The sequence below is a fragment of the Streptomyces sp. NBC_00259 genome (genome assembly GCF_036181745.1).
GTDB lineage: Bacteria > Actinomycetota > Actinomycetes > Streptomycetales > Streptomycetaceae > Streptomyces > Streptomyces pratisoli.
In genome coordinates this window covers 1,435,541-1,455,891 of record NZ_CP108080.1, presented here as the reverse complement: position 1 = coordinate 1,455,891, position 20,351 = coordinate 1,435,541, and the positions used below count along the sequence as shown (strand labels likewise).

19 protein-coding genes are annotated in these 20,351 nt (G+C 71.4%); 5 read left to right on the top strand and 14 right to left on the bottom strand.

The features are described from left to right. Positions 1-74 precede the first annotated feature (74 nt). The 3 genes from OG766_RS06540 to OG766_RS06530 are packed head-to-tail and all read left to right on the top strand — an operon-like array spanning position 75 to position 3,663. Positions 75-1,112 carry a sugar ABC transporter substrate-binding protein gene (locus OG766_RS06540; protein ID WP_266375518.1) on the top strand — a complete coding sequence of 346 codons (1,038 nt, stop codon included), beginning with the start codon at positions 75-77 and terminating at the stop codon, positions 1,110-1,112. A 2-nt stretch (positions 1,113-1,114) separates the two neighbouring features. Next, complete coding sequence (locus OG766_RS06535; protein WP_266375520.1) at positions 1,115-2,638, top strand: sugar ABC transporter ATP-binding protein; 1,524 nt, start codon at positions 1,115-1,117, stop codon at positions 2,636-2,638. Beyond that, complete coding sequence (locus OG766_RS06530) at positions 2,635-3,663, top strand: ABC transporter permease (protein ID WP_266375522.1); 1,029 nt, start codon at positions 2,635-2,637, stop codon at positions 3,661-3,663. Before OG766_RS06535 ends, OG766_RS06530 begins: the two co-directional genes overlap by 4 nt. Positions 3,664-3,829: 166 nt before the next feature. On the opposite strand, the gene OG766_RS06525 is transcribed toward OG766_RS06530, so the two are convergent. The 12 genes from OG766_RS06525 to OG766_RS06470 form a co-directional block, all read right to left on the bottom strand. Further along, positions 3,830-4,501 carry a FadR/GntR family transcriptional regulator gene (locus tag OG766_RS06525; RefSeq protein WP_266375524.1) on the bottom strand — a complete coding sequence of 224 codons (672 nt, stop codon included), beginning with the start codon at positions 4,499-4,501 and terminating at the stop codon, positions 3,830-3,832. Between the two features lie 150 nt (positions 4,502-4,651). Then, complete coding sequence (locus OG766_RS06520; RefSeq protein ID WP_266375526.1) at positions 4,652-5,689, bottom strand: aromatic ring-hydroxylating oxygenase subunit alpha; 1,038 nt, start codon at positions 5,687-5,689, stop codon at positions 4,652-4,654. A gap of 2 nt (positions 5,690-5,691) precedes the next feature. Further along, positions 5,692-5,919: a recombinase-like helix-turn-helix domain-containing protein gene (locus OG766_RS06515; protein ID WP_266375528.1), complete on the bottom strand. Its 228-nt coding sequence runs from the start codon at positions 5,917-5,919 to the stop codon at positions 5,692-5,694. A 20-nt stretch (positions 5,920-5,939) separates the two neighbouring features. After that, a complete protein-coding gene (locus tag OG766_RS06510) occupies positions 5,940-6,890 on the bottom strand; it encodes a PDR/VanB family oxidoreductase (RefSeq protein ID WP_328724753.1) in 951 nt (316 codons plus the stop codon). 22 nt (positions 6,891-6,912) lie between these two features. Then, complete coding sequence (locus OG766_RS06505) at positions 6,913-8,538, bottom strand: thiamine pyrophosphate-binding protein (protein ID WP_328724752.1); 1,626 nt, start codon at positions 8,536-8,538, stop codon at positions 6,913-6,915. A 12-nt stretch (positions 8,539-8,550) separates the two neighbouring features. Beyond that, entirely contained in the window at positions 8,551-9,336 is a 786-nt protein-coding gene (locus OG766_RS06500; protein WP_328724750.1) for an SDR family oxidoreductase, read from the bottom strand. Positions 9,337-9,355: 19 nt separating this feature from the next. Further along, positions 9,356-10,108 carry an SDR family oxidoreductase gene (locus tag OG766_RS06495; protein WP_328724749.1) on the bottom strand — a complete coding sequence of 251 codons (753 nt, stop codon included), beginning with the start codon at positions 10,106-10,108 and terminating at the stop codon, positions 9,356-9,358. Then, positions 10,101-10,622, bottom strand: coding sequence for a cupin domain-containing protein (locus OG766_RS06490; protein ID WP_266375530.1), 522 nt, complete (start codon positions 10,620-10,622; stop codon positions 10,101-10,103). Before OG766_RS06490 ends, OG766_RS06495 begins: the two co-directional genes overlap by 8 nt. A gap of 68 nt (positions 10,623-10,690) precedes the next feature. After that, positions 10,691-11,473, bottom strand: coding sequence for an alpha/beta fold hydrolase (locus OG766_RS06485; protein ID WP_328724748.1), 783 nt, complete (start codon positions 11,471-11,473; stop codon positions 10,691-10,693). Further along, entirely contained in the window at positions 11,470-12,267 is a 798-nt protein-coding gene (locus OG766_RS06480) for an aspartate dehydrogenase domain-containing protein (protein ID WP_328724747.1), read from the bottom strand. Before OG766_RS06480 ends, OG766_RS06485 begins: the two co-directional genes overlap by 4 nt. Continuing rightward, a complete protein-coding gene (locus OG766_RS06475; RefSeq protein WP_328724746.1) occupies positions 12,264-13,208 on the bottom strand; it encodes a VOC family protein in 945 nt (314 codons plus the stop codon). Before OG766_RS06475 ends, OG766_RS06480 begins: the two co-directional genes overlap by 4 nt. A 27-nt stretch (positions 13,209-13,235) precedes the next feature. Beyond that, entirely contained in the window at positions 13,236-14,720 is a 1,485-nt protein-coding gene (locus OG766_RS06470; protein ID WP_328724745.1) for an aldehyde dehydrogenase family protein, read from the bottom strand. A gap of 228 nt (positions 14,721-14,948) precedes the next feature. On the opposite strand from OG766_RS06470, the gene OG766_RS06465 reads away from it, so the two are divergent. Beyond that, entirely contained in the window at positions 14,949-16,313 is a 1,365-nt protein-coding gene (locus OG766_RS06465) for an MFS transporter (RefSeq protein ID WP_328724744.1), read from the top strand. A 172-nt stretch (positions 16,314-16,485) separates the two neighbouring features. Beyond that, positions 16,486-17,019: a MarR family winged helix-turn-helix transcriptional regulator gene (locus OG766_RS06460; protein WP_266375539.1), complete on the top strand. Its 534-nt coding sequence runs from the start codon at positions 16,486-16,488 to the stop codon at positions 17,017-17,019. A 168-nt stretch (positions 17,020-17,187) separates the two neighbouring features. Here OG766_RS06460 and OG766_RS06455 read toward each other — a convergent pair whose 3' ends face one another. Both OG766_RS06455 and glpK read right to left on the bottom strand, forming a co-directional pair. Beyond that, positions 17,188-18,798, bottom strand: coding sequence for a glycerol-3-phosphate dehydrogenase/oxidase (locus tag OG766_RS06455; RefSeq protein ID WP_328724742.1), 1,611 nt, complete (start codon positions 18,796-18,798; stop codon positions 17,188-17,190). 15 nt (positions 18,799-18,813) lie between these two features. Then, positions 18,814-20,343 carry a glycerol kinase GlpK gene (glpK, locus tag OG766_RS06450; RefSeq protein ID WP_266375543.1) on the bottom strand — a complete coding sequence of 510 codons (1,530 nt, stop codon included), beginning with the start codon at positions 20,341-20,343 and terminating at the stop codon, positions 18,814-18,816. Between the last annotated feature and the right edge of the window lie 8 nt (positions 20,344-20,351).

The following is a 20,351-nucleotide window of genomic DNA, read 5'->3' as shown; positions in this document are numbered from 1 at the left end:
GCCCGAGCACCTGAGCCTGAACACCTGAGCCTGAACACCTGAGCCTGAGCCGCCACCCACCGAAGGACAGGACCATGAGAGTGCGTTCGACAAGTGCCGCCGCCTGCGCCGTACTTCTGGCCGTGACCGCCCTCGCCGGCTGCAACCGGGACCAGGGCGGCGGGTCGGCCGCCGGCAAGGTGGGCATCGACCTGCCGCGCAGCGACACCGACTTCTGGAACTCGTACCAGCAGTACATCGAGAAGGGCGTCAAGGACGGCGAGGTCGAAGCGCTCCCGCTGGCCAACTCCCAGAACGACATCGGAAAGCTCGTCTCCAACGTCCAGGTCTTCACCGACCAGGGCGCCAAGGCCGTCGTCATGGCGCCGCAGGACACCGGCGCGATAGCCGAGACGCTGCAGACCCTCGACGAGAAGAAGATCCCGGTCGTCTCCGTCGACACCCGCCCGGACAAGGGCAGCGTCTACATGGTCGTGCGCGCGGACAACCGCGCATACGGCGAGAAGGCCTGCCAGTACCTCGGCGAGCAGCTGAAGGGCAAGGGCAAGGTCGCCGAGTTCCAGGGCGATCTGTCCTCGATCAACGGCCGCGACCGCTCCGAGGCCTTCAAGGCGTGCATGGACAAGAACTTCCCCGGCATCCAGGTCTTCGAGCTGGCCACCGAGTGGAAGGGCGACGTCGCCTCCGCCAAGCTCCAGTCGACGCTCGCCGCCCACCCCGACCTGGGCGGCATCTACATGCAGGCCGGCGGTGCCTTCCTGCAGCCCACCCTCGCCCTGCTGGAGCAGAAGAAGCTGCTCAAGGCGCCCGGCACGCCCGGCCACATCACGATCATCTCCAACGACGGCATCCCGGAGGAACTGGACGCCATCCGCGCCGGGAAGATCGACGCCACAGTCTCCCAGCCCGCCGACCTGTACGCCAAGTACGCGCTCTTCTACGCCAGGGCGGCCCTGGAGGGCAAGACCTTCAAGGAGGGGCCGACCGACCACGACTCGACCATCATCAAGATCCCGAACGGTTTCGAGGACCAGCTCCCGGCACCGCTCGTGACCAAGGCGAACGTGGACGACCCCAAGCTGTGGGCCAACCAGCTGGAGAAGAAGAGCTAGCCATGGCCCACCAGGCACCGCCCGCCGTCGAGGCGGAAGGCATCGTCAAGCGCTTCGGCCCGACCCTCGCACTCGACGGAGTACGGCTCACCGTCGCACCCGGCGAGGCCCACGCACTCGTCGGGCGCAACGGAGCAGGCAAGTCCACCCTCGTCGGCGTGCTCACCGGACTGCACAGGCCCGACGCGGGCACGGTCACCTTCGGAGGCGAGCCCGCACCCGCCTTCGGCTCCACGGCGGCCTGGCAGTCCAAGGTCGCCTGCGTCTACCAGAAGTCGATGGTCGTGCCCGATCTGACCGTCGCCGAGAACCTCTTCCTCAACCGCTTCGAGACCGGCCGCCCCGGCGGCCGCCTCATCAGCTGGCCCAGGCTCAGGCGGCGGGCCGCGGAACTGCTCGCCGAGTACGGGGTGAGCGTCGACCCCACCGCACGGGCCAAGGATCTCCCCGTCGAGCAGCGGCAGTTCGTCGAGATCGCGAAGGCCCTGTCCTTCGGTGCCCGGCTGATCATCCTCGACGAGCCGACCGCCCAGCTCGACGCCCGAGGCATCCAGCGGCTGTTCGGGAAGCTGCGGGAACTGCAGAGCCAGGGAGTGGCGTTCCTCTTCATCTCCCACCATCTGCAGGAGGTGTACGAACTGTGCACCACCGTCACCGTCTACCGTGACGCCCGCCATGTGCTCAGCGCCCCCGTCGCCGCGCTCGCCAAGGACGACCTGGTCGCGGCGATGACCGGAGAGGCCACCAGCGGCACCGCCGCCTGGCATGCCCCCGCGAGCAAGGTCCGAAAGGACGCCGAACCCGTCCTGCGCACCGAGGGCCTCGCGCTGGACGGCGAGTTCGACCCGCTCGACCTGGAGGTGCGGCCCGGCGAGGTGGTCGGACTCGCCGGCGCCACGGCCAGTGGCAACACCGCGCTCGGCGAGACGCTGGCCGGACTGCGCAAGGCCACCGCCGGCCGGATCACCGTACGCGGCAGGGCCGTCCGGCCGGGCAGCGTGCCGCACGCCCTGGACGCCGGGATCGGCTACATCCCCGAGGACCGGCATCTCCAGGGCCTCGTCCTCGACCGCAGCGTCGCCGAGAACGCCACCCTCACTGTCGCCGACCAGCTCGGACCGTGGGGGACGGTACTGCCGTCGCGTACACGGGAGTTCGCCCGGTCGATGATCGCCTCGCTCGACATCAAGACCCAGGGGCCGCAGCAGAAGGTCTCCGGGCTCTCCGGGGGCAACCAGCAGAAGGTCGTCGTCGCCCGCGCGCTGGCCCGGGGACCGAGCGCGCTGATCGCCGTACGGCCGACCGCGGGCGTCGACGTCAAGTCCAAGGACGCACTCCTCGGTGTGGTCCGCAGGGTGGCCGACGAGGGCAGTGCGGCCGTGATCATCTCGGACGAACTGGACGACCTGCGGGTGTGCGACAGGGTCCTCGCCCTGTTCCACGGGCGGGTGGTCGCCACGTTCGGCAGCGGATGGAGCGACCGGGAGCTGGTCGCCGCCATGGAAGGAGTGGGGGAGCGGGAATGACCGAGACCATACGGCCGCCGGCGGCCGAGAGGACCGCCGCCGGGGTGCCGCTGAACCGGCTGCGACTGATCAGGTGGAGCGACTTCTCGCTCGTGCCGGTGATCCTGGTGCTGATGGTGATCGGCTTCATCGTCTCGCCGGTCTTCCTCACCTCCACCAACCTCATCAGCGTGGTCCAGCAGTCCTCGGAGCTGAGCCTGCTCGTGCTCGGCCAGGCACTCATCCTCATCTGCGGCCGGATGGACCTGTCGCTGGAGTCGACGATCGGCATCGCGCCGGTCATCGCCATGTGGCTGATCCTTCCGGCGGAGGGCGGCCGCTTCGCCGGACTGGAACTCCTCCCGGTCTGGATGGCCATCCCGGTCTGCCTGCTGGTCGGTCTCGCGATCGGCGCGGTCAACGGCTTCCTGATGCTCAAGCTGCGCGTCAACGGGTTCATCGCCACCCTCGGCATGCTGACGATGCTGCGCGGTCTCCACATCGGCATCACCGAGGGCAAGTCGATCACCGACGTGCCGGAGTCCTTCCGCTACCTCGGCAAGACGGACTGGATCGGGGTACCGGCCGCCGTGTGGATCTGCCTCGCGCTCTTCGCCGTCGGCGGCGGGGCGCTGGCGTACCTGCGCCACGGGCGCGCGCTGTACGCGATCGGCGGCAACCCGGAGGCGGCACGCGCCGCCGGCATCCGGGTGGACCGGATCACCTGGGTGGTGCTGGCGATCGGCGGTCTGCTGGCCGCGTTCGCGGGCATCCTCTACACCGGCCACTACGGCTCGGTCGCGGCCACGCAGGGCAACGGCTGGATCTTCCAGGTGTTCGCGGCCGCGGTCATCGGCGGCATCAGCCTCAAGGGCGGCCGCGGCACGCTGTTCGGTGCCCTGACCGGTGTGCTCACACTCCAACTCGTCGTGAACGTGATGACGCTGGGCGGCGTACCGGCGCTCTGGAACCAGTTCCTGAACGGCGCGATCATCATCGTGGCCCTGGTGATCTCCCGCTTCGCGAGCGGGGAGAAGCAGGACTAGGGGCAATACCAGTGACTTTGGCGCCCGGCGGAGGCCCCATGGGCGATGTTTCCGCACGTCAGAGCTTCGAGTGGCTCGTTAAGTCACTGGCATTGGGACTAGGGGCTGTCCGGCAGGTGCGGGGCCCGGGAGACGTTCCCGGGCCCCGCACCTGCCGGCGTCACACCTACAGCGTCGACCGCAGCCACTGCTCCACGCTCGCGATGTGGACCGTCGCCCATGAGCGTGCGGCCTCCGCGTCGCGGTCGCGGAGCGCCGCCAGGATGGCGCGGTGCTCATGGAGGGTGCGGCTGACCGCGTCCTCCTGGGTCAGTCCCCGCCAGACGCGGGCCCGGGTGGTGGGCCCGGAGAGGCCGTCGAGGAGTGAGCAGAGGACGGAGTTGCCGGAGGTCTGCACGATTCCGCGGTGGAACTCCAGGTCCGCGGCGACGAGTTCCTCCACCGAGGGCTGCGGTCCGAGCGCGTCGAGCTGTGCGGTCAGGGCGTCCAGCTCGTCCTCGCTGATCCGGGACGTCGCCATCGCCGTCGCGGCCGGTTCCAGGATCCGGCGCACGGCGAGGAACTCCAGCACGGTGTCGTCCCGGTGGAAGTCCACGACGAAGCTCAGCGCCTCCAGCAGCAGCTGGGGGTCCAGGCTCGTGACGTACGTACCGTCGCCCTGCCGTACGTCGAGGATGCGGATCAACGACAGCGCGCGGACCGCCTCGCGCAACGAGTTCCTGGACAGGCCCAGTTCGGAGGCGAGTTCGCTCTCCTTGGGGAGGCGGTCGCCCGGCCGCAGCGCGCCGGAGACGATCATCCCCTTGATCTTCTCGATGGCCTCGTCGGTGACAGCCATGGCGACCTCGTCTCAGGAAGACATCCGATGTATCGGATGATTATGACCCCTGTGACGGACTTTTGGGTATGCGGTTCAGGCCCCGACCGTTGTCGCCCGGACCGTTCCCCGCCGGGGCCGACCGCGGACGGCGGGGCCGGTCGGCCGTGATCAGCCGGCCGCCGCCTGCTGCTCCGCCTGCGCCCGGTACAGCCGCCGCAACCGTACGACACCCAGATCGTGCTGGTAGAGGTTCTCCCGCTGGTCGGCGTCGGCCGGCATGGCCTCCAGCATCACCCGGTCCTGCTCCAGGACCTCCCAGTGCCGCTCCTCGATCACCGTCCGGTACAGGAAGCGCCAGGTGTCGCGCTGCCAGTCCTGGACGCGGCGGTAGCGCCAGAAGAAGACGCCGGTGCGTTCGCGGTCCACCGGGCACACCATGCCGACGATCCCGAACGGGCCGCCGGGGCCCGCCGACGGCGGGTACGGGATGGACAGGTCCACCCAGTCGGCGCCGGTGCGGCACAGCTCGACCCAGTCGAAGTTGACGCCCCGCTGGTCGGTCTTCTCGAAGAAGTAGCCGCGGCCGGTCTCCCGGATGCGGAACTTCGCCGTCGTGTCCCCGTCGTACATGGTGTGCGACTCGTGGTGCAGGAACGCCCCGTGCATCGGGTCGAGGAGGTTCTCCACGGCGTACCGCCACGGCACGTTCCACTCGGCGTAGCAGAGGAACGCGTCGGCGTCCGGGTCGGTGAGCGGATCGGGCAGCGCCAGGTCGACCGGCTCCGGGTGCCGTTCGTCGCCGAAGTAGGCGAGGACGGCCCCGCCGACCTCGCGCACCGGCAGCGAGGCGACCAGCTTCCTGCCCTCCAGGTTGCAGCCGGGCAGCCCGGGCACCGAGGACACGGTGCCGTCGGTCCCGACCTCGACGCCGTGGTACCAGCAGGCCACCCGGTCACCCAGGTGCTTGCCCAGCGACAGCGGGGCGCCGCGGTGGGGGCAGCGGTCGGCGAGCATCGCCAGGGCGCCGTCGGAGCGCCGGAACAGCAGCCACTGCTCGCCGAGCACGGTGACCCTGCGCATCGCCCCGGGGGCGACGAAGCGGGACGGGACGACGGGATGCCACTGGTTGCGCAGCCCGGTCGCGTAGATGTCGTCGGCGGAAGGAGCCGTGCACGCGGTTGTGGAAAGGGGCGTTGAAGGGGTCATGGTCAGGCTCCCAGGCGCTTCATCTCGGTACGGAAGGACTCCTCGGTCCACGGGGCGCCGTCGGGGGCGTGGACCTGGCGGGCGTTGAGCCCGCGGACGACATCGGCCAGTTCGTGGCCGTCCTTGGTGAAGACCTCTTCGAGCGTGGCGGCCAGCTTCAGCTCGTACGGGGTGGGCTCGTGCGTACGGGACTGGTGAACGTCCAGGTACGGCCAGGGGGCGGTGGTCATCGAAGCCTCCAACGGGGTGGTCACAGATCGAGGACGAGACGGCCGGAGGCACAGCGCGACACGCAGATCATCATGGTCGCGTTCGCCGTGTGCTCGGCCTCGCTGAGCAGGAAGTCACGGTGGTCGGGGACGCCGTCCAGGACACGGGTCTCGCAGGAGCCGCAGATGCCGTCGCGGCAGGAGCTGCTGACGGTCAGACCGGCGTCCTCGGCGGCCTGGAGGATGGAGGTGCCGGCGCCGACGGACAGGGTCACTCCGGAGCCGCGGCACTCGACCTCGAACGCGCCGTCGTCGTCGGCGCGTTCCACGACGGGCGCCGCGAACCGCTCCAGGCGCAGCCGATCCGCCGGGCAGCGCTCCTCGACGGCGGCCAGCAGCGGCTCGGGGCCGCACGTGTACACCAGCGTCCCCTCCGCCAGCCCGGCGAGCACGGCGTCCAGGTCGATGTGCCCGTGCTCGTCCTGCGGTACGAGGGCCACCTCACCGTCCAGCGCGGCCAGTTCACCGGTGAACGCCATCGACGAACGGGTGCGCCCGCCGTAGACCATGCGCCACGGGGTGCCCCTGCGCGCGGCCTCGCGTGCCATCGCCAGGAGAGGCGTGATCCCGATGCCGCCCGCGACGAACACGTACCCGGCGGCGTCCTCCAGCGCGAAGTGGTTGCGCGGCTCGGAGACGGTGACGTCCTGGCCGGGACGCAGCCCGGTGTGCACGTACCGCGAACCGCCGCGCGACGACGGGGCGTCGAGGACACCGATCCGGTAGACCCAGGTGGACCGCGGGTCGCCGCACAGGCTGTACTGGCGGATCTGCCCGCCCACATGGACGTCGATGTGCGCTCCGGGCGTCCACGCGGGCAGCGGCTTGCCCTCGGGGTGCACCAGCTCGACGGAGAGGACGCCGTCCGCCTCCCATGTCATGCGGTGCACGGTCAGCCGGAGTTCGCTCTGCCGCAGCGCGTTGTCGCTCATGGCCTGCTGCCTCCTCTCCGGCTCATGCGCCGGGGATCTTCACGGGCGGGGTGAACGGGTTCTTCATCGGGCCCAGTGCCGTCAGATCGACCTCGACGAGCGTCGGTCCGTCCGACGCGACGGCCGCCGTCACCACCGGCAGTGAGTGCTCCTCGGCGGCGATCCGCAAGTACGGCAGCCCGCAGGCCCGCGCCAGCTGCTCGAAGTCGGGGGTGACGAGGTCGACCCCGGAGCGGCGGTCGCCGTAGCGGTCCTGCATGTTGCGCAGGACGCCGTAGCCGCCGTCGTTGAAGACGATCAGGGTGAGCCGGGGCCGTTCCTGGGCCAGGGTGAGCAGCTCGCCCAGATGCACCGCCAGGCCGCCGTCACCGGCCAGGACCACCGTCGGCGAGCCGGGCCGGGCGAGCGCGGCCCCGATGCCCATGCCGAGGCCCTGCCCGATGCCGCCGCCGCGCGGGAAGACGTTGTCGCGCGGGTCGTACATCTCCAGCAGCCGGTTGCCCCAGCTGCTCGACGGGATGGTGACATCGCGGGCGACGACCGCCTCACGGGGAAGTGCGGCACGGATCGCGTCGCAGATCGCCGCCTGGGGGCCGATGGAGTCGTGCAGCGCGGCGCGCACCTCGGCCCGCACCGCCGCGACCCGGTCCGTCCAGCCCGCCTCGGCGGCCCGCGCGTACGGCAGCAGACGGGCCAGGACCGCCGCCGCGTCGCCGTGCAGCGCGTGCTCCACCGGATAGACCCGGCCGAGGGAGGCGGCGTCGACGTCGATCTGGATGTGCGCCGCGGGGAGCGCCAGCCCGTAGTCGGCGGTCTCGTTGGACCGGAAGTGGCTGCCGACGCCGATCAGCACATCGGCGTCGGCGAGCAGCGCGCGCCCGGCGGGGGTCGTGGCGAAGTTGCCGACGACCTGCGGATGGTCCTCGGGCACCGAGCCACGCCCCGAGTTGGACGTGATCAGGCCCGCGCCGCTCGCGGCCAGCAGCCCGGTGAGTTCCGCGCGGGCCCGGACGGCGCCGCCGCCTGCCCACACCAGGGGCCTGCGCGCCGAGGCCAGCAGGGCGCCGGCGGCCGCCAGTTCACCGTCGGTGGGGGCGGGCACGGCCGGCTCGGCGCTCTCGGCCGGGGTGTCGGTCTGTGCGGCGTACTGCAGGTCGATCGGCCATTCCACGCTCGCGGGGCCGCCCGGTGCGGTCAGCGCGGCACGGGCGGCGTCGCGCAGTACCCGGCCCGCCGTATCGGCGCCGGTCACGGTCGCGGCGTACGTCGAGACGGCCGTCAGCATGCCCAGCTGGTCCTTGGTCTCGTGGATGAAGCCGCGTCCGCTGCCCAGGAACCCGCTCTCCACCTGACCCGTGACGTGCAGCACGGACGTACCCGCGCTGAGGGCCTCGATCAGTGACCCGGCGGCGTTGCCCGCGCCGGTGCCGGTGGAGGTCAGGGCGCAGCCGATGGTGCCGCGGGCCCGCCCGTAGGCGTCGGCGGCGTTCACGGCGGACGCCTCGTGGCGTACGGGGACGAACCGCAGTTCGCGGTCGACGGCCTCGACCAGCGGCAGATTGTGCACGCTGACGATGCCGAAGACGGTGTCGATGCCGAGTTCCCGCAGGACGGCGACGAGGAGTTCGCCTCCGTTGTCGTAACGCATGGTGGGGTCTCCTCAGAGGATGGAGCGGCCGACTCCGCCGCAGACGTCGATGCTGGTGCCGGTGATGTACGAGGCGCGGGGCGACAGCAGCGCGACGATCGCGTACGCCACCTCCTCGGCGCGGCCGAGCCGGCCGAGCGCGATGCCGCGGTCGGCGGCGAGTTCCGCCTGCCACTCCTCGTAGGCGAGGCCGGTGGCGGATGCGGCGTGGCGGCGGGTCCACTGCCCGGTGTCGATCAGGCCGAGGCAGACCGAGTTGACCCGGATCCCGTCGCCCGCCAGCTCGACCGCGAGGGACTTGGAGAGGTTGAGGATGCCGGCGCGGGCGGCGCTCGTCGTGATCAGCCGGGTCTCGGGCTGCTTGGCGAGGACCGCGTTGACGTTGACGACGCTCGCCGCGTCCGAGACCGACAGATGCGGGCGGGCGGCGTGCACGGGGTGGAGGACCCCGGCGAACTTCAGCTCCAGTTCGTCGCGCCAGTCCTCGGCGGTGGACTCGTCGAGCCCCTTCATCCGGGACTGCCCGGCGTTGTTGACGAGGCCGTCGATGCCGCCGAACTCATCGGCCGTGCGCCGGGTGAAGTCGCGTACCGCGGCGGCGTCCCGGACGTCGCACACGCCCGTCAGCAGCCGGTCGCCGCCGTCGAGCCCGGCGGCCGCCCCGGCGAGCCGGTCCGCGTCGCGCCCGCAGGTGGCGACGTTCGCGCCCTCGGCGAGCAGGGCGCGGACGGTGGCGAGGCCGACGCCCGAACTGCCGCCGGTGACGAGTACGGTGCGGTCGGCGAGGGCCAGATCCATGATGGGGTGCTCCGTCGGTTCAGTTCATGGTGAAGCCGCCGTTGACGGCGACCACCTGTCCGGTGAGATAGCGGGATTCCTCGCTCAGCAGGAAGGAGACGAGGCCCGTGAGGTCGTCGGGCTGCTGCGCGCGGGAGATCGCACGGCCCGCGCGGTAGAGGCCGTGGCGTTCGGCCGGGACGTTCTCGGTGGCCTCGCACTCGGTGAGGCCGGGCGCCACCGCGTTGACGGTGATGCCCCTGTCGCCCAGTTCCCGCGCCATGGCCCGGGTCAGCGCGATCACGGCGCCCTTGGAGGCGATGTAGTGCGCGAGCCGCGGGGAGCCGTACAGGGCCGCGTCCGAGGCGATGTTGACGATCCGGCCGGGCGGGGCGAAGAGCGGATGGAGGGCCTTCGCGACCAGCCAGGGGCCGCGGGCGTTGACCGCCATCAGCCGGTCCCACACCGCCACGTCGATGTCCTGGAACTCACTTCCGCCGACGCCGTTGGCCAGCGCCGCGTTGTTCACCAGGCCGTACAGCGGGCCCAGTTCCCGTACGGCGGCGGCGAGATCCTCCACCGACGCGGGATCGGCGACGTCGCAGCGTACGAAGTGGGCGTCGAGGCCCTCCTCGCGCAGCCGCCCGGCGGCGGCTTCGCCCCGTGCCGGGTCCAGCTCGGCGAGGACGACGCGGAATCCGTCCGCGCCGGCCCGGTGGGCCATGGCCAGTCCCAGGCCACGGCCCGCCCCGGTGACGACGACCGTACGGACGCCGGCGCGCCGGTCAGTCACGGGTGACACCGTGCATCGGCGAGTGCTCGGGGTACGTGGGCACCTGCGGCTTCCGGGTGCCGATGACGACGCAGAACAGCGCGTCCTTGTCGCCCTCGTTCTTCAGCGAGCGGGCCACACCCGCCGGGACGACGATCATGTCCCGGTAGCCGAGCGTGCGGTACTCCGCCTCGTCCTCGCCGCGGTGGATGCCGACCCGGACCTCGCCCTCCAGGACGAAGAAGGCCTCCTCGACGTCGTGGTGGGTGTGCTCGGGGCCTTCGGCACCGGGCGGCAGCAGCATGTTGGAGAAGGTGAACCCGCCGGACGGGATGATCCGGTTGTCGCCCTCGTGGTTGCCGGTCGCACCGGAGCCGACGTAGCGGATCTGGGCGCGGCGGTACTGGTCACCGGCCTTCGCCTGGAAGGCGAGCGTGTTCCAGTCGGGCTCGCGGGAGTCCTTCGTCGCGATGAGCGAGTCGGTGTACGCGGCGAGGTCGCCGCCGTTGTCGTAGGCGGTGGTGGTGAGAGGCATGCCGTGCTCCTTCGTGGACGTGTGCGTTCGGGAGGTGCGCGTACGCGAGGTGTGCGTACGGGAGGTGTTCATTCGGGGATGCGGGCGGTGATGCGGAGGTGGGAGAGGACCCAGGCGTTGAAGTGCTCGGGCTGCTCCTGGTTGGCCAGGTGACCGGCGTCCTTGACGATCACGTAGGCGGTCCTGTGGACGGCACCGGCGATGGCCTGGGACGCCTCGACGCCGGTGACCTCGTCCTGGTCGCCGCAGAGGACGAGCGTGGGCGCGGTGACCGAGGGCAGCTCGTCGCGCAGATCGGTGGCGGCCATCGACTCCGCGGCGTACCCGTAGCCGGGGAGCCGGACCGCGCCGGCCATGGTGTCGGTGACCCGTCGCACCAGCTCGGCGGGGGCCCCGGCGGACACCAGCCGGCGCGCGCGCAGCTCCGCGAAGGCGCGCGGCCCCAGCGAGGCCAGCTCGCCGGCCCGGGCCCGCATGGCGGCGGCCTTCGCCGGGTCCGTCCCGGATCCCGGGCTGGAGTCGGCGACGATCAGCGACGCGACGAGTTCCGGGTGGCGGACCGCCAGACGCAGGGCGATCACACCGCCCCAGGAGACGCCCAGGACATGGGCGCTCCCGCCGCGTTCGCGGATCACCCCGGCCGCCGCGTCGGCGAAGCCGTCCAGCGTCAGCGGGGCTTCGGGGTCCGCCGACCCCGCGTATCCGGGGGCGTCCCAGGCGACGACCCGTGCGTACCGGCCGAGTTCGGCGAGCTGCGGGGCGAACGCGGCCGACGAGGAGCCGATTCCGTGCAGGCACAGCAGCAACGGTCCCCGCTCGCCCGCCTCCTCCAGATGCGGTGTGGGCGTCACAGGATCTGTCCGCCGCGGCCGGCGAGCGCGGCGAGGCTGCGCAGCACCGCGTAGGGCACGACCCGGCTGGTCGCCGGATTGTCCGGGTCCGGGAGGTGCGCCACCTCGAACCGGTAGGCGCCGAGCGGGCCGGACGCCTCGACGACGTGCCGTGTGCGGTGGGCGCCGGGGTCGGCCACGACACGGACCTGTACGGCGTCCAGGTCGCCGACGGCCAGGGCCACCGACGCGGCCACGTTGGTCGACCTGGGGAACTTCACGGGTATCTCGCGTGCCGTGCCCGCCATGACCTCGACCGGTCCGGTCGCCGTCCGCAGCCGGGACAGCAGTTCCTCGTCCATCCAGGGCTGTTCGAGCGTGGACGGCAGCTTGGTGGTGGTGAGCCGCACCTCGTCCAGCGGCCCCAAGGCACGGACGGCCTGCAGGAGGTCGAGGCCGCCGACCGCGCCGCCGGTGAAGTACACCCGCCCGGGGCCGGTGTTCAGCAGCCGCTTGGCCAGTTCCTCGTCGGTCAGCGCCCCGGTCGACGCGACCAGCAGGTCCGTCCCGGAGGCGAGGACGCGCTCGCCCCACTCCCGTACGACTCCCTGGCCGGCCGCCTCCACGATCAGGTCGCAGCGCTCCAGGGCCTCCTCGAAGGCGACCTGCGGGGCGGGCGCGGCGTCGCCGAGCGGACGGTTGTCGACGATGCACACCAGCTCGGCGCCGGGCACCTCCCGCCGTGCGAGGGCCGTGCCGACGACGCGGCCGATGGCGCCCCAGCCGACGAGTCCGGCCTTGCGTACGGCACTCATGCCTGAACCTCCACGGGAGCGGGGGAAGAGAGGGGACCGGGATCGGGGGAGCCGGCCATGTGACAGCGGATCTCCTGGGACGGCGGGCCCGCCGTCCCCCACAGGTCGGACAGTTCGGGCACGCGTCGCCACACCCGGGCGATCCACCGGTCCTCGACGACCTGCGCGACCTCGGAGGTGTACTCGCACACGAGCCCGGACGGGTCGGTGAAGTAGGAGAAGGTGTTGTTGCCCGGGCCGTGCCGGCCGGGCCCCCACTGCGGGGTGATGCCGTGGTGGCGCAGCCGGCCCAGGCCCCGCATGAAGTGGTCGACGGACGTCATCTCGTACGCCACGTGGTTGAGCGAGGCCCACTCCGCCTGGTTGAAGGCGATGCAGTGGTGGTCGGCGTTGCAGCGCAGGAACGCCATCCGGTGCTCGGACCAGTCGGAGACGCGCAGCCCGAGGACGTCGCAGTAGAAGGCGACCGACGCGTCGATGTCGGTGGTGTTGAGCACCGCGTGGGTGACGCCGACGGGCACCGCGGCGTCACGGCCGCGTGGCGTCACGGCATCGACCTGGGCGCTGATCTCGATCAGCCGGTGCTCGGGGTCGGTGAACCGCAGGCCGTAGCCGCCGCCCGCCTGCTCCAGCGGCGCCGGCCCGAAGACCGGGACGATGCCGCGGGCGGTCAGCCTGCGCGCCGCCTCGTCGACCTCGGCGGGCGTGGCCACGGCGAACGCGATCCGGCCGAGACCCACGCGGTCGGCCCCGGTCAGGTGCAGTACGTGGTGCTCGTCGCCGGTGCCGCGCAGCCAGTGCGCGCCGTGGTCGGACTCGACGGTCTCCAGGCCCCAGACCTCCTGGTAGAAGTCGGCGGCCCGGGTGAGGGCTGGCGTGTGCAGCTCGACGTAGCGCAGGGAACGCAGCCGGGCGACGGGACCGGGTGGCGGTTGGTGCATGAGTGTCTCCAGACAGGGGTGCGCGGGTCAGTTGGCCCAGGGGAGCGGGGCCGCGGAGGTGCCCCAGTACAGGGACTTCTGGCGCTGGTAGGCGCGGATGGCGTCGCGGCCCTTCTCCGTGCCCAGTCCGCTGTCCTTGCGGCCGCTGAACGGGGTGGAGGCGCTGAACTGCTTGTACGTGTTGATCCAGACGGTGCCGGCGTCGATACGGCGCGCCAGGCGCCAGGCGGCGCGGTGGTCGCGCGTCCAGATCCCGCAGGCCAGCCCGTAGACGGTGCCGTTGGCCCGGCGTACGAGGTCGTCCTCGTCGTCGTAGGGCAGGGCGGCGAGCACCGGGCCGAAGATCTCCTCCTGGCAGGTCCGCGCGGAGTTCGGGAGACCGTCCAGGACGGTGGGCAGGTAGTACGCGCCGGCCCGGTACTCCTCGCCGTCCGGCACGGCTCCGCCGCACAGCACCCGCGCGCCCTCGGAGCGCGCCAGGTCGACATGGGCGGCGACGGCGTCCCGGTGGTCGTGGTGCACGAGCGGCCCGACCTGGGTCCCGGGGTCGGTACCCGGGCCGACGCGCAGCTTGCGGACCCGCTCGACCAGTTCGCCGGTGAAGTCGTCGTAGATCTCGCGGGCCACGAACAGCCGGGAACCGGCGATGCAGGACTGGCCGCTGGAGGAGAAGATCCCGAACATCACCCCGGCCAGCGCCTGTTCGACGTCGGCGTCGGCCCGGACGATCGTCGGTGACTTGCCGCCCAGCTCCAGCGAGGCGGGAATCAGCTTGCGCGCGGCGGTGGCGGCGAGGGACCGGCCCGTCGCCGTGCCGCCGGTGAACCCGACACGGCCGACGAGCGGATGCCGGACGACGGCGTCACCGACGGTCCGGCCGCTGCCGGGAAGGACGGACAACAGGGCGGTGGGCAGGGCGAGTTCGCCCAGCGCCCGGGTGACGATGCGCCCCAGGGCGAGGGAGACGAGGGGCGTCCAGAGGGCGGGCTTGAGCAGGACGGCGTTGCCGGCCGCGAGGGCGGGGGCGATCTTCTGCGCGTCGCTGGCGATCGGGGAGTTCCAGGGGTTGATCGCGCCGACGACGCCGATCGGCTCGTACACGCTCATCGTGACGTACTCGCCGCGGGAGGGGGTGATCGTCTCCTCCGCCGTCTCCAGCGCGGCCCCGGTGTAGCGGAAGGTCCCGGCCGCGCTCAGCGCGAGTGCGCGGGTCTCGCCGAGGGTTTTGCCGGTGTCGGCGGTCTGGATCGCCGAGAGTTCGTCGGCGGCGTCCTCGACCAGCTCCGCGATGCGGTACAGCAGCCGCGCACGCCGGTGGGGGAGCAGATCCCGCCAGGCCGGGTCGGCGGCGGCCCGGGCTCCGGCCTCGGCGGCCTCGCCGACCTCGTCGGCCGTCACGGCGTGGACGGTGGCGAGCACCCGGCCGGTCGCCGGGTCGACGGTCTCGAACGGTGCGCCCGCGCCGCGTCGCCACTGGCCGGCGATCAGGGCGTCGGTGGGGAAGTGCGGCACGGCTGAACCTCCGGGCAGGCGGCGGGCGATGGGAACTGCGACGACTTTGTCGAAGCGCTAGAAATCTAAGCGCTTAACTTTATTCACGCAAGGGGCCTGCTGGATCGGATCTGGCTCGATCGTCACGCTGAGGCGACGATCTCAATATCTAGCCACTTAACTATTGACCGCTTAGGTGGCTGAATCTACTGTCTCCGGAACTTCTCTGTTCGCGGAAGGAACCCCTTCATGACGACTGTGGCCGGCACGCCTGCCATCGGCTCGATAGCCGCCCGGCTCGAACGGCTCCCGCACTCACGCTGGCACGTCAAGGTGCGTGTGCTGATCGGTGCCGTGACGTTCTTCGAGGCGTTCGACCAGCTGCTGGCCGCCTCCGCGCTCCCCGTACTGATGAAGGAGTGGCGGCTGACGACGGGGCAGGCCACCTTCGCCGTCACGGCCGCCTCCGTCGGCATGCTCTTGGGCGCCCTGGGCGCCGGCTGGCTGGGCGACCGGATCGGCCGGGTGCGGACCGTCGCCCTCGGGGTCGCCGTGACCGCCCTCGCCAGCCTGGCCGTCGCCCTGTCCGGCGGCATCGAGACGTTCGCGCTCTTCCGCTTCGTCCAGGGACTGGGTATCGGCGGGGTCGTCCCCGTCGCCGCCACGTACATCAACGAGATCGCACGCTCCGACCGCCGCGGCCGCTTCGTGCTGCTCTACGAGATGATCTTCCCGGCGGGTCTGGCCACGGCCACGCTGGTCGCCATCTGGGTGGTGCCCAACCTGGGCTGGCGCGCGATGTTCGTCATCGGTGCGCTCCCGGTCGTGCTCGCGGCGATGCTGCCCCGGCACGTGGCCGAGTCCCCCCGCTGGCTGCTGGCCCGGGGACGAACGGAGGAGGCCGAGCAGGTCATCGCGCAGATCGAGGCAGAGGTGGCCGCCGCCACGCACGAACCGCTGCCGGCCCCGGCCGCCGCGCCCGCCCAGGAGCGCTCGCAGGGGCGCCTGCGGGACCTGTTCACCGGCCGCTATCTGCGCCGTACCGCCGTGCTCTCGGCGCTGTGGTTCGTCGCGTACTACGTCAACCACGGCATCTCCACCTGGCTGCCGTCGCTCTACACCAAACACTTCGGCCTGGACCTGACGACCGCTCTCATATACACCCTGCTCAGCAATGTCACCGGGCTTGTCGGCACGCTGATCGTCGCCCTGCTGATCGACCGTGTGGGCCGGCGCCCCGCCCTGGTGGCCGCCCTCGGCGGCACCATGGTCTCGCTCACCGTGCTCGCGCTGGCCGGGGCGACCTCGGGTGTGCAGGTCGCCGTGTTCGCGTCCTGTACGACGTTCTTCCTCTACGCGATCAACGCCGGGCTCTATCTGTACTCGCCCGAGCTGTACCCGACGCACAACCGCGCCAAGGGCGCCGCCTTCGGCGGGGTCTGGAACCGGATCGGTGTGATCCTCGGACCGGTCGCGCTCGGCGCGATCATCGGCTCGGGCGGCAGCCTGGCGGTGGTCTTCGCCCAGTTCGCCGCCGTGGCCGCGGTGGGTGCCGTCGTGGCGCTGTGCGCCGTCGAGACGAAGGGCAGGACGCTGGAGGAGCTCAACTCCTGACGAGCCCGCACCGTCCGCCCCCGCTGGTCTTCGCGTACCGCCCTCGCTCGTCCGCACGGACCGCCCTGCGCCCGGCTCGCTTTCCGCCCCGAATCACTTCAGGGATAGGATTTTCAGGGGCGTGAGACATTCGCGCCCCGGCAGTGACCGCGCTGAGGGGACGGGGACGGGCATGGCTGAGCGGAGGGCGACGGTGCGGCCGGACGCCGTGGCGATGGCCATCGAGGCCTGGGGACGGGAGCGGCCCGAACTGGACACCAGCCCGCTGGAGGTCCTGGGAAGGCTGCACCGCTCGTTCCTGCGCTACAGCACCCGGCTCACCGCCTCCATCGAACGCCACGGCCTCTCGGTCGCCGGTTTCGACGTGCTGACCGCGCTGCGCCGGTCCGGGGAGCCGTACCGGCTGACCGCGGGGCAGCTCGCGGACTCGGGGCTGGTGTCGTCGGCGGGGGTGACCCTGCGGATCGACCGGCTGGAGAAGGACGGGCTGATCGTCCGCGAGCGCGACGCCGACGACCGGCGCGTCGTCTACTCGCGGCTGACCCCCGAAGGGCTCGCCAAGGTCGACACGGTGTTCGCCGAGCACCTCGACAACGAGCGGCGGATGCTCGGCGAACTCTCGCCGTCCGAGTGCCGCCAACTGGCCCGGCTGCTGCGCAAGCTGGAGACGTCGATCCTCGCCTCGGACGAGGAAGCCCCGCAGTAGGGCCGCCGCAGCCGTAGCAGGGCCCCGCACCTGCCGCCCGTAGAAGTGCCCCTGGGCCAGGCGCGCTTGAGGGGCGGCCGCTGTCGCGACCGCCCCTCAAGCGCGTCTTCCCCGGTGAGGCCTCCCCCCGGAAGGCCTCACCGGGGAAGGGCTCACCAGGCCTTGCCGTCAGGCCTTCTTGCGCAGCAGATCCTCGACCTTGCCGCGGATCTCGTCCGTGGCGAGGCCTCGTATCGTCAGCGTCGTACGGCGGCGCAGCACGTCGTCCGCCGTCTCGGCCCACTCGTGGTCGCGTGCGTACACGACCTGGGCCCAGATCTCCGGGGCGTCCGGGTGGATCCGCTGGGCCAGCGCGGTATCGTCGTTCGCCAGCCGCGCGATGTCGAAGGCCAGCGAGCCGTAGTGCGTGGCCAGGTGCCGGGCGGTGTCCGCGGCCATGCGGGGCCCGGGCGCCGGGGCGTCCACCAGCAACCGGTGGGCGACGGCGCGGGGGTTGGCGATGCCCGGCAGCGGGACCCTCTTCGGCAGCTGCGAGATCGGCTCCATGTCGTCGGCGAGCGGCCGGCCCGGCAGCTCGGCCAGCTTGTTCATCACCGTACGACCGATGTGGCGGAACGTCGTCCACTTCCCGCCGGCCACCGACAGCATGCCGCCGCGGCCCTCGGTGACCACCGTCTCCCGCTTGGCCTGCGAGGTGTCTCCGGGACCGCCCGGCAGCACCCGCAGCCCGGCGAAGGAGTAGGTGATGAGATCGCGCGACAGCTGCTGGTCACGGATGGAGAAGGCGGCCTCGTCGAGGATCTGGGCGATGTCCTTCTCGTTGACCGCGACATCCGCCGGGTCACCCTCGAACACCTCGTCGGTCGTGCCGAGCAGCAGCATGTCCTCCCAGGGGAGGGCGAAGGTGATGCGGTACTTGTCGATCGGGGTGGCCAGCGCGGCCTTCCACGGGGAGGTGCGCTTGAGCACCAGGTGCGCGCCCTTGGACAGCCGGATGGAGGGCGCCGCGTTCGGGTCCTCCATCTTGCGCAGGTGGTCCACCCACGGGCCGGTCGCGTTCAGCACCAGCCGGGCGTCGACACCGAACTCGGTGCCGTCAGTACGGTCCTTCAGGTCCGCGCCCGTGACCCGGCCCCTGGTCAGGCGCAGTCCGGTGACCTCGGCGTGGTTGAGGACGACCGCCCCCGCCTCGAGGGACGCGCGGACCGCCATCAGCGCCATCCGTGCGTCGTTCATCTGGTCGTCGCCGTACACGGCCACGGCCTTCAGGTTCTCCGTACGCAGCTCGGGAACGTCGCGCTGCGCCTTCGACGGGGAGATGACGTGGCCGACGCCGTCGCCGAACGCGGAGAGCGCCGAGTAGGCGAAGACGCCCGCGCCGAGCTTGGCCGCGCCGTGCGGTCCGCCCTTGTAGACCGGCAGATAGAAGGTCAGCGGGTTGGACAGGTGGGGAGCCACCTCACGGGAGAGTGCACGGCGCTCGAAGTGGTTCTCCGCCACCAGCTTCACCGCGCCGGTCTGCAGATAGCGCAGACCGCCGTGGAGGAGCTTGGAGGAGGCGGAGGAGGTGGCGCCGGCGAAGTCGCCGGCGTCCACCAGGGCCACCCGCAGCCCGGCCTGCGCGGCGTGCCAGGCGGTGGAGATGCCCAGGATGCCGCCGCCGATCACCAGGAGGTCGTAGGTCGCCTTGGCAAGCTGCTCCCGCGTTTCGGCGCGGCTCGGCAGGGAACCCGAGGCCGGGTGCGTCCCCAGGGCGGGGACGCTCTGCAGGGTGGTCATTCGAATAGCTCCTCGTCAGCTGTCGTCGTGCTCGATCCAGCCCATGGTCCGCTCGACGGCCTTGAGCCAGCTCTTGTACTCGCTGTCGCGCTGGGCAGCGTCCATGTGGGGTGTCCACTCCGCGGCCCGGCGCCAGTTGGCGCGCAGCGCGTCGGTGTCGGGCCAGAAGCCGACGGCCAGGCCGGCGGCGTAGGCGGCCCCGAGGCAGGTCGTCTCGGCGACCATCGGACGCACCACGGGTACGTCGAGGAAGTCCGAGAGGGTCTGCATCAGCAGGTTGTTGGAGGTCATTCCGCCGTCGACCTTCAGAGCGGTCACCTCGACGCCGGAGTCCTTCGTCATGGCGTCGGTGATCTCGCGGGTCTGCCAGGCGGTGGCCTCCAGCACGGCGCGCGCGATGTGCGCCTTGGTGACGTACCGGGTGAGACCGGCGATCACACCGCGGGCGTCGGAGCGCCAGTACGGTGCGAACAGCCCGGAGAACGCGGGCACGATGTAGGCGCCGCCGTTGTCCTCGACGGACGCGGCGAGCGTCTCGATCTCGGGCGCGGAGTTGATGAGCCCCATCTGGTCGCGCATCCACTGCACGAGCGCGCCGGTGACGGCGATGGAGCCCTCCAGCGAGTACACCGGAGCCTGGTCGCCGATCTTGTAGCCGACGGTGGTGATCAGCCCCGAGTAGGAGTTGATGATCTTGTCGCCGGTGTTCATCAGCAGGAAGGTGCCGGTGCCGTACGTGGACTTCGCCTCACCCTCGGCGAAACACGTCTGGCCGAACAGCGCGGCCTGCTGGTCACCCAGCGCGGAGGCGACCGGCACGCCCGCCAGGAGACCCTCCTTGACCTCCCCGTACACCTCGGCGGAAGAGCGGATCTCGGGGAGGACCTCCATCGGCACCTCCATGGACTGGGCGATCTTCTCGTCCCACTTCATGGTGTGCAGGTTCATCAGCATGGTGCGCGAGGCGTTGGTGACGTCGGTGACGTGCTTGCCGCCGTCGACACCGCCGGTCAGGTTCCAGATGACCCAGGAGTCCATGGTTCCGAAGAGGATGTCGCCGCGCTCGGCGCGCTCGCGCAGGCCCTCGATGTTGTCGAGCATCCAGCGGACCTTCGGGCCGGAGAAGTAGCTCGCCAGCGGCAGGCCGGTCTCACGGCGGAAGCGGTCCTGGCCGACGTTGCGCCCCAGCTCCCGGCAGAGCGCGTCGGTGCGGGTGTCCTGCCAGACGATGGCGTTGTGGACGGGCTCACCGGTGTTCTTGTCCCAGAGCAGAGTGGTCTCGCGCTGGTTGGTGATGCCGATGGCCTTGACGTCGGCGGCGGTGATGCCGCCCTTCTCGAGGGCGCCGGCGACGACCTCCTGGACATTGGTCCAGATCTCGGCGGCGTTGTGCTCGACCCAGCCCGGCTTCGGGAAGATCTGCTCGTGCTCCTTCTGGTCGACCGAGACGATCCGGCCGTCCTTGTCGAAGACGATGCAGCGGGAGGAAGTGGTGCCCTGGTCGATGGCCGCGATGAACGGGCCGGCGGTGTGTGCGTCGGTCACGGTGTGCT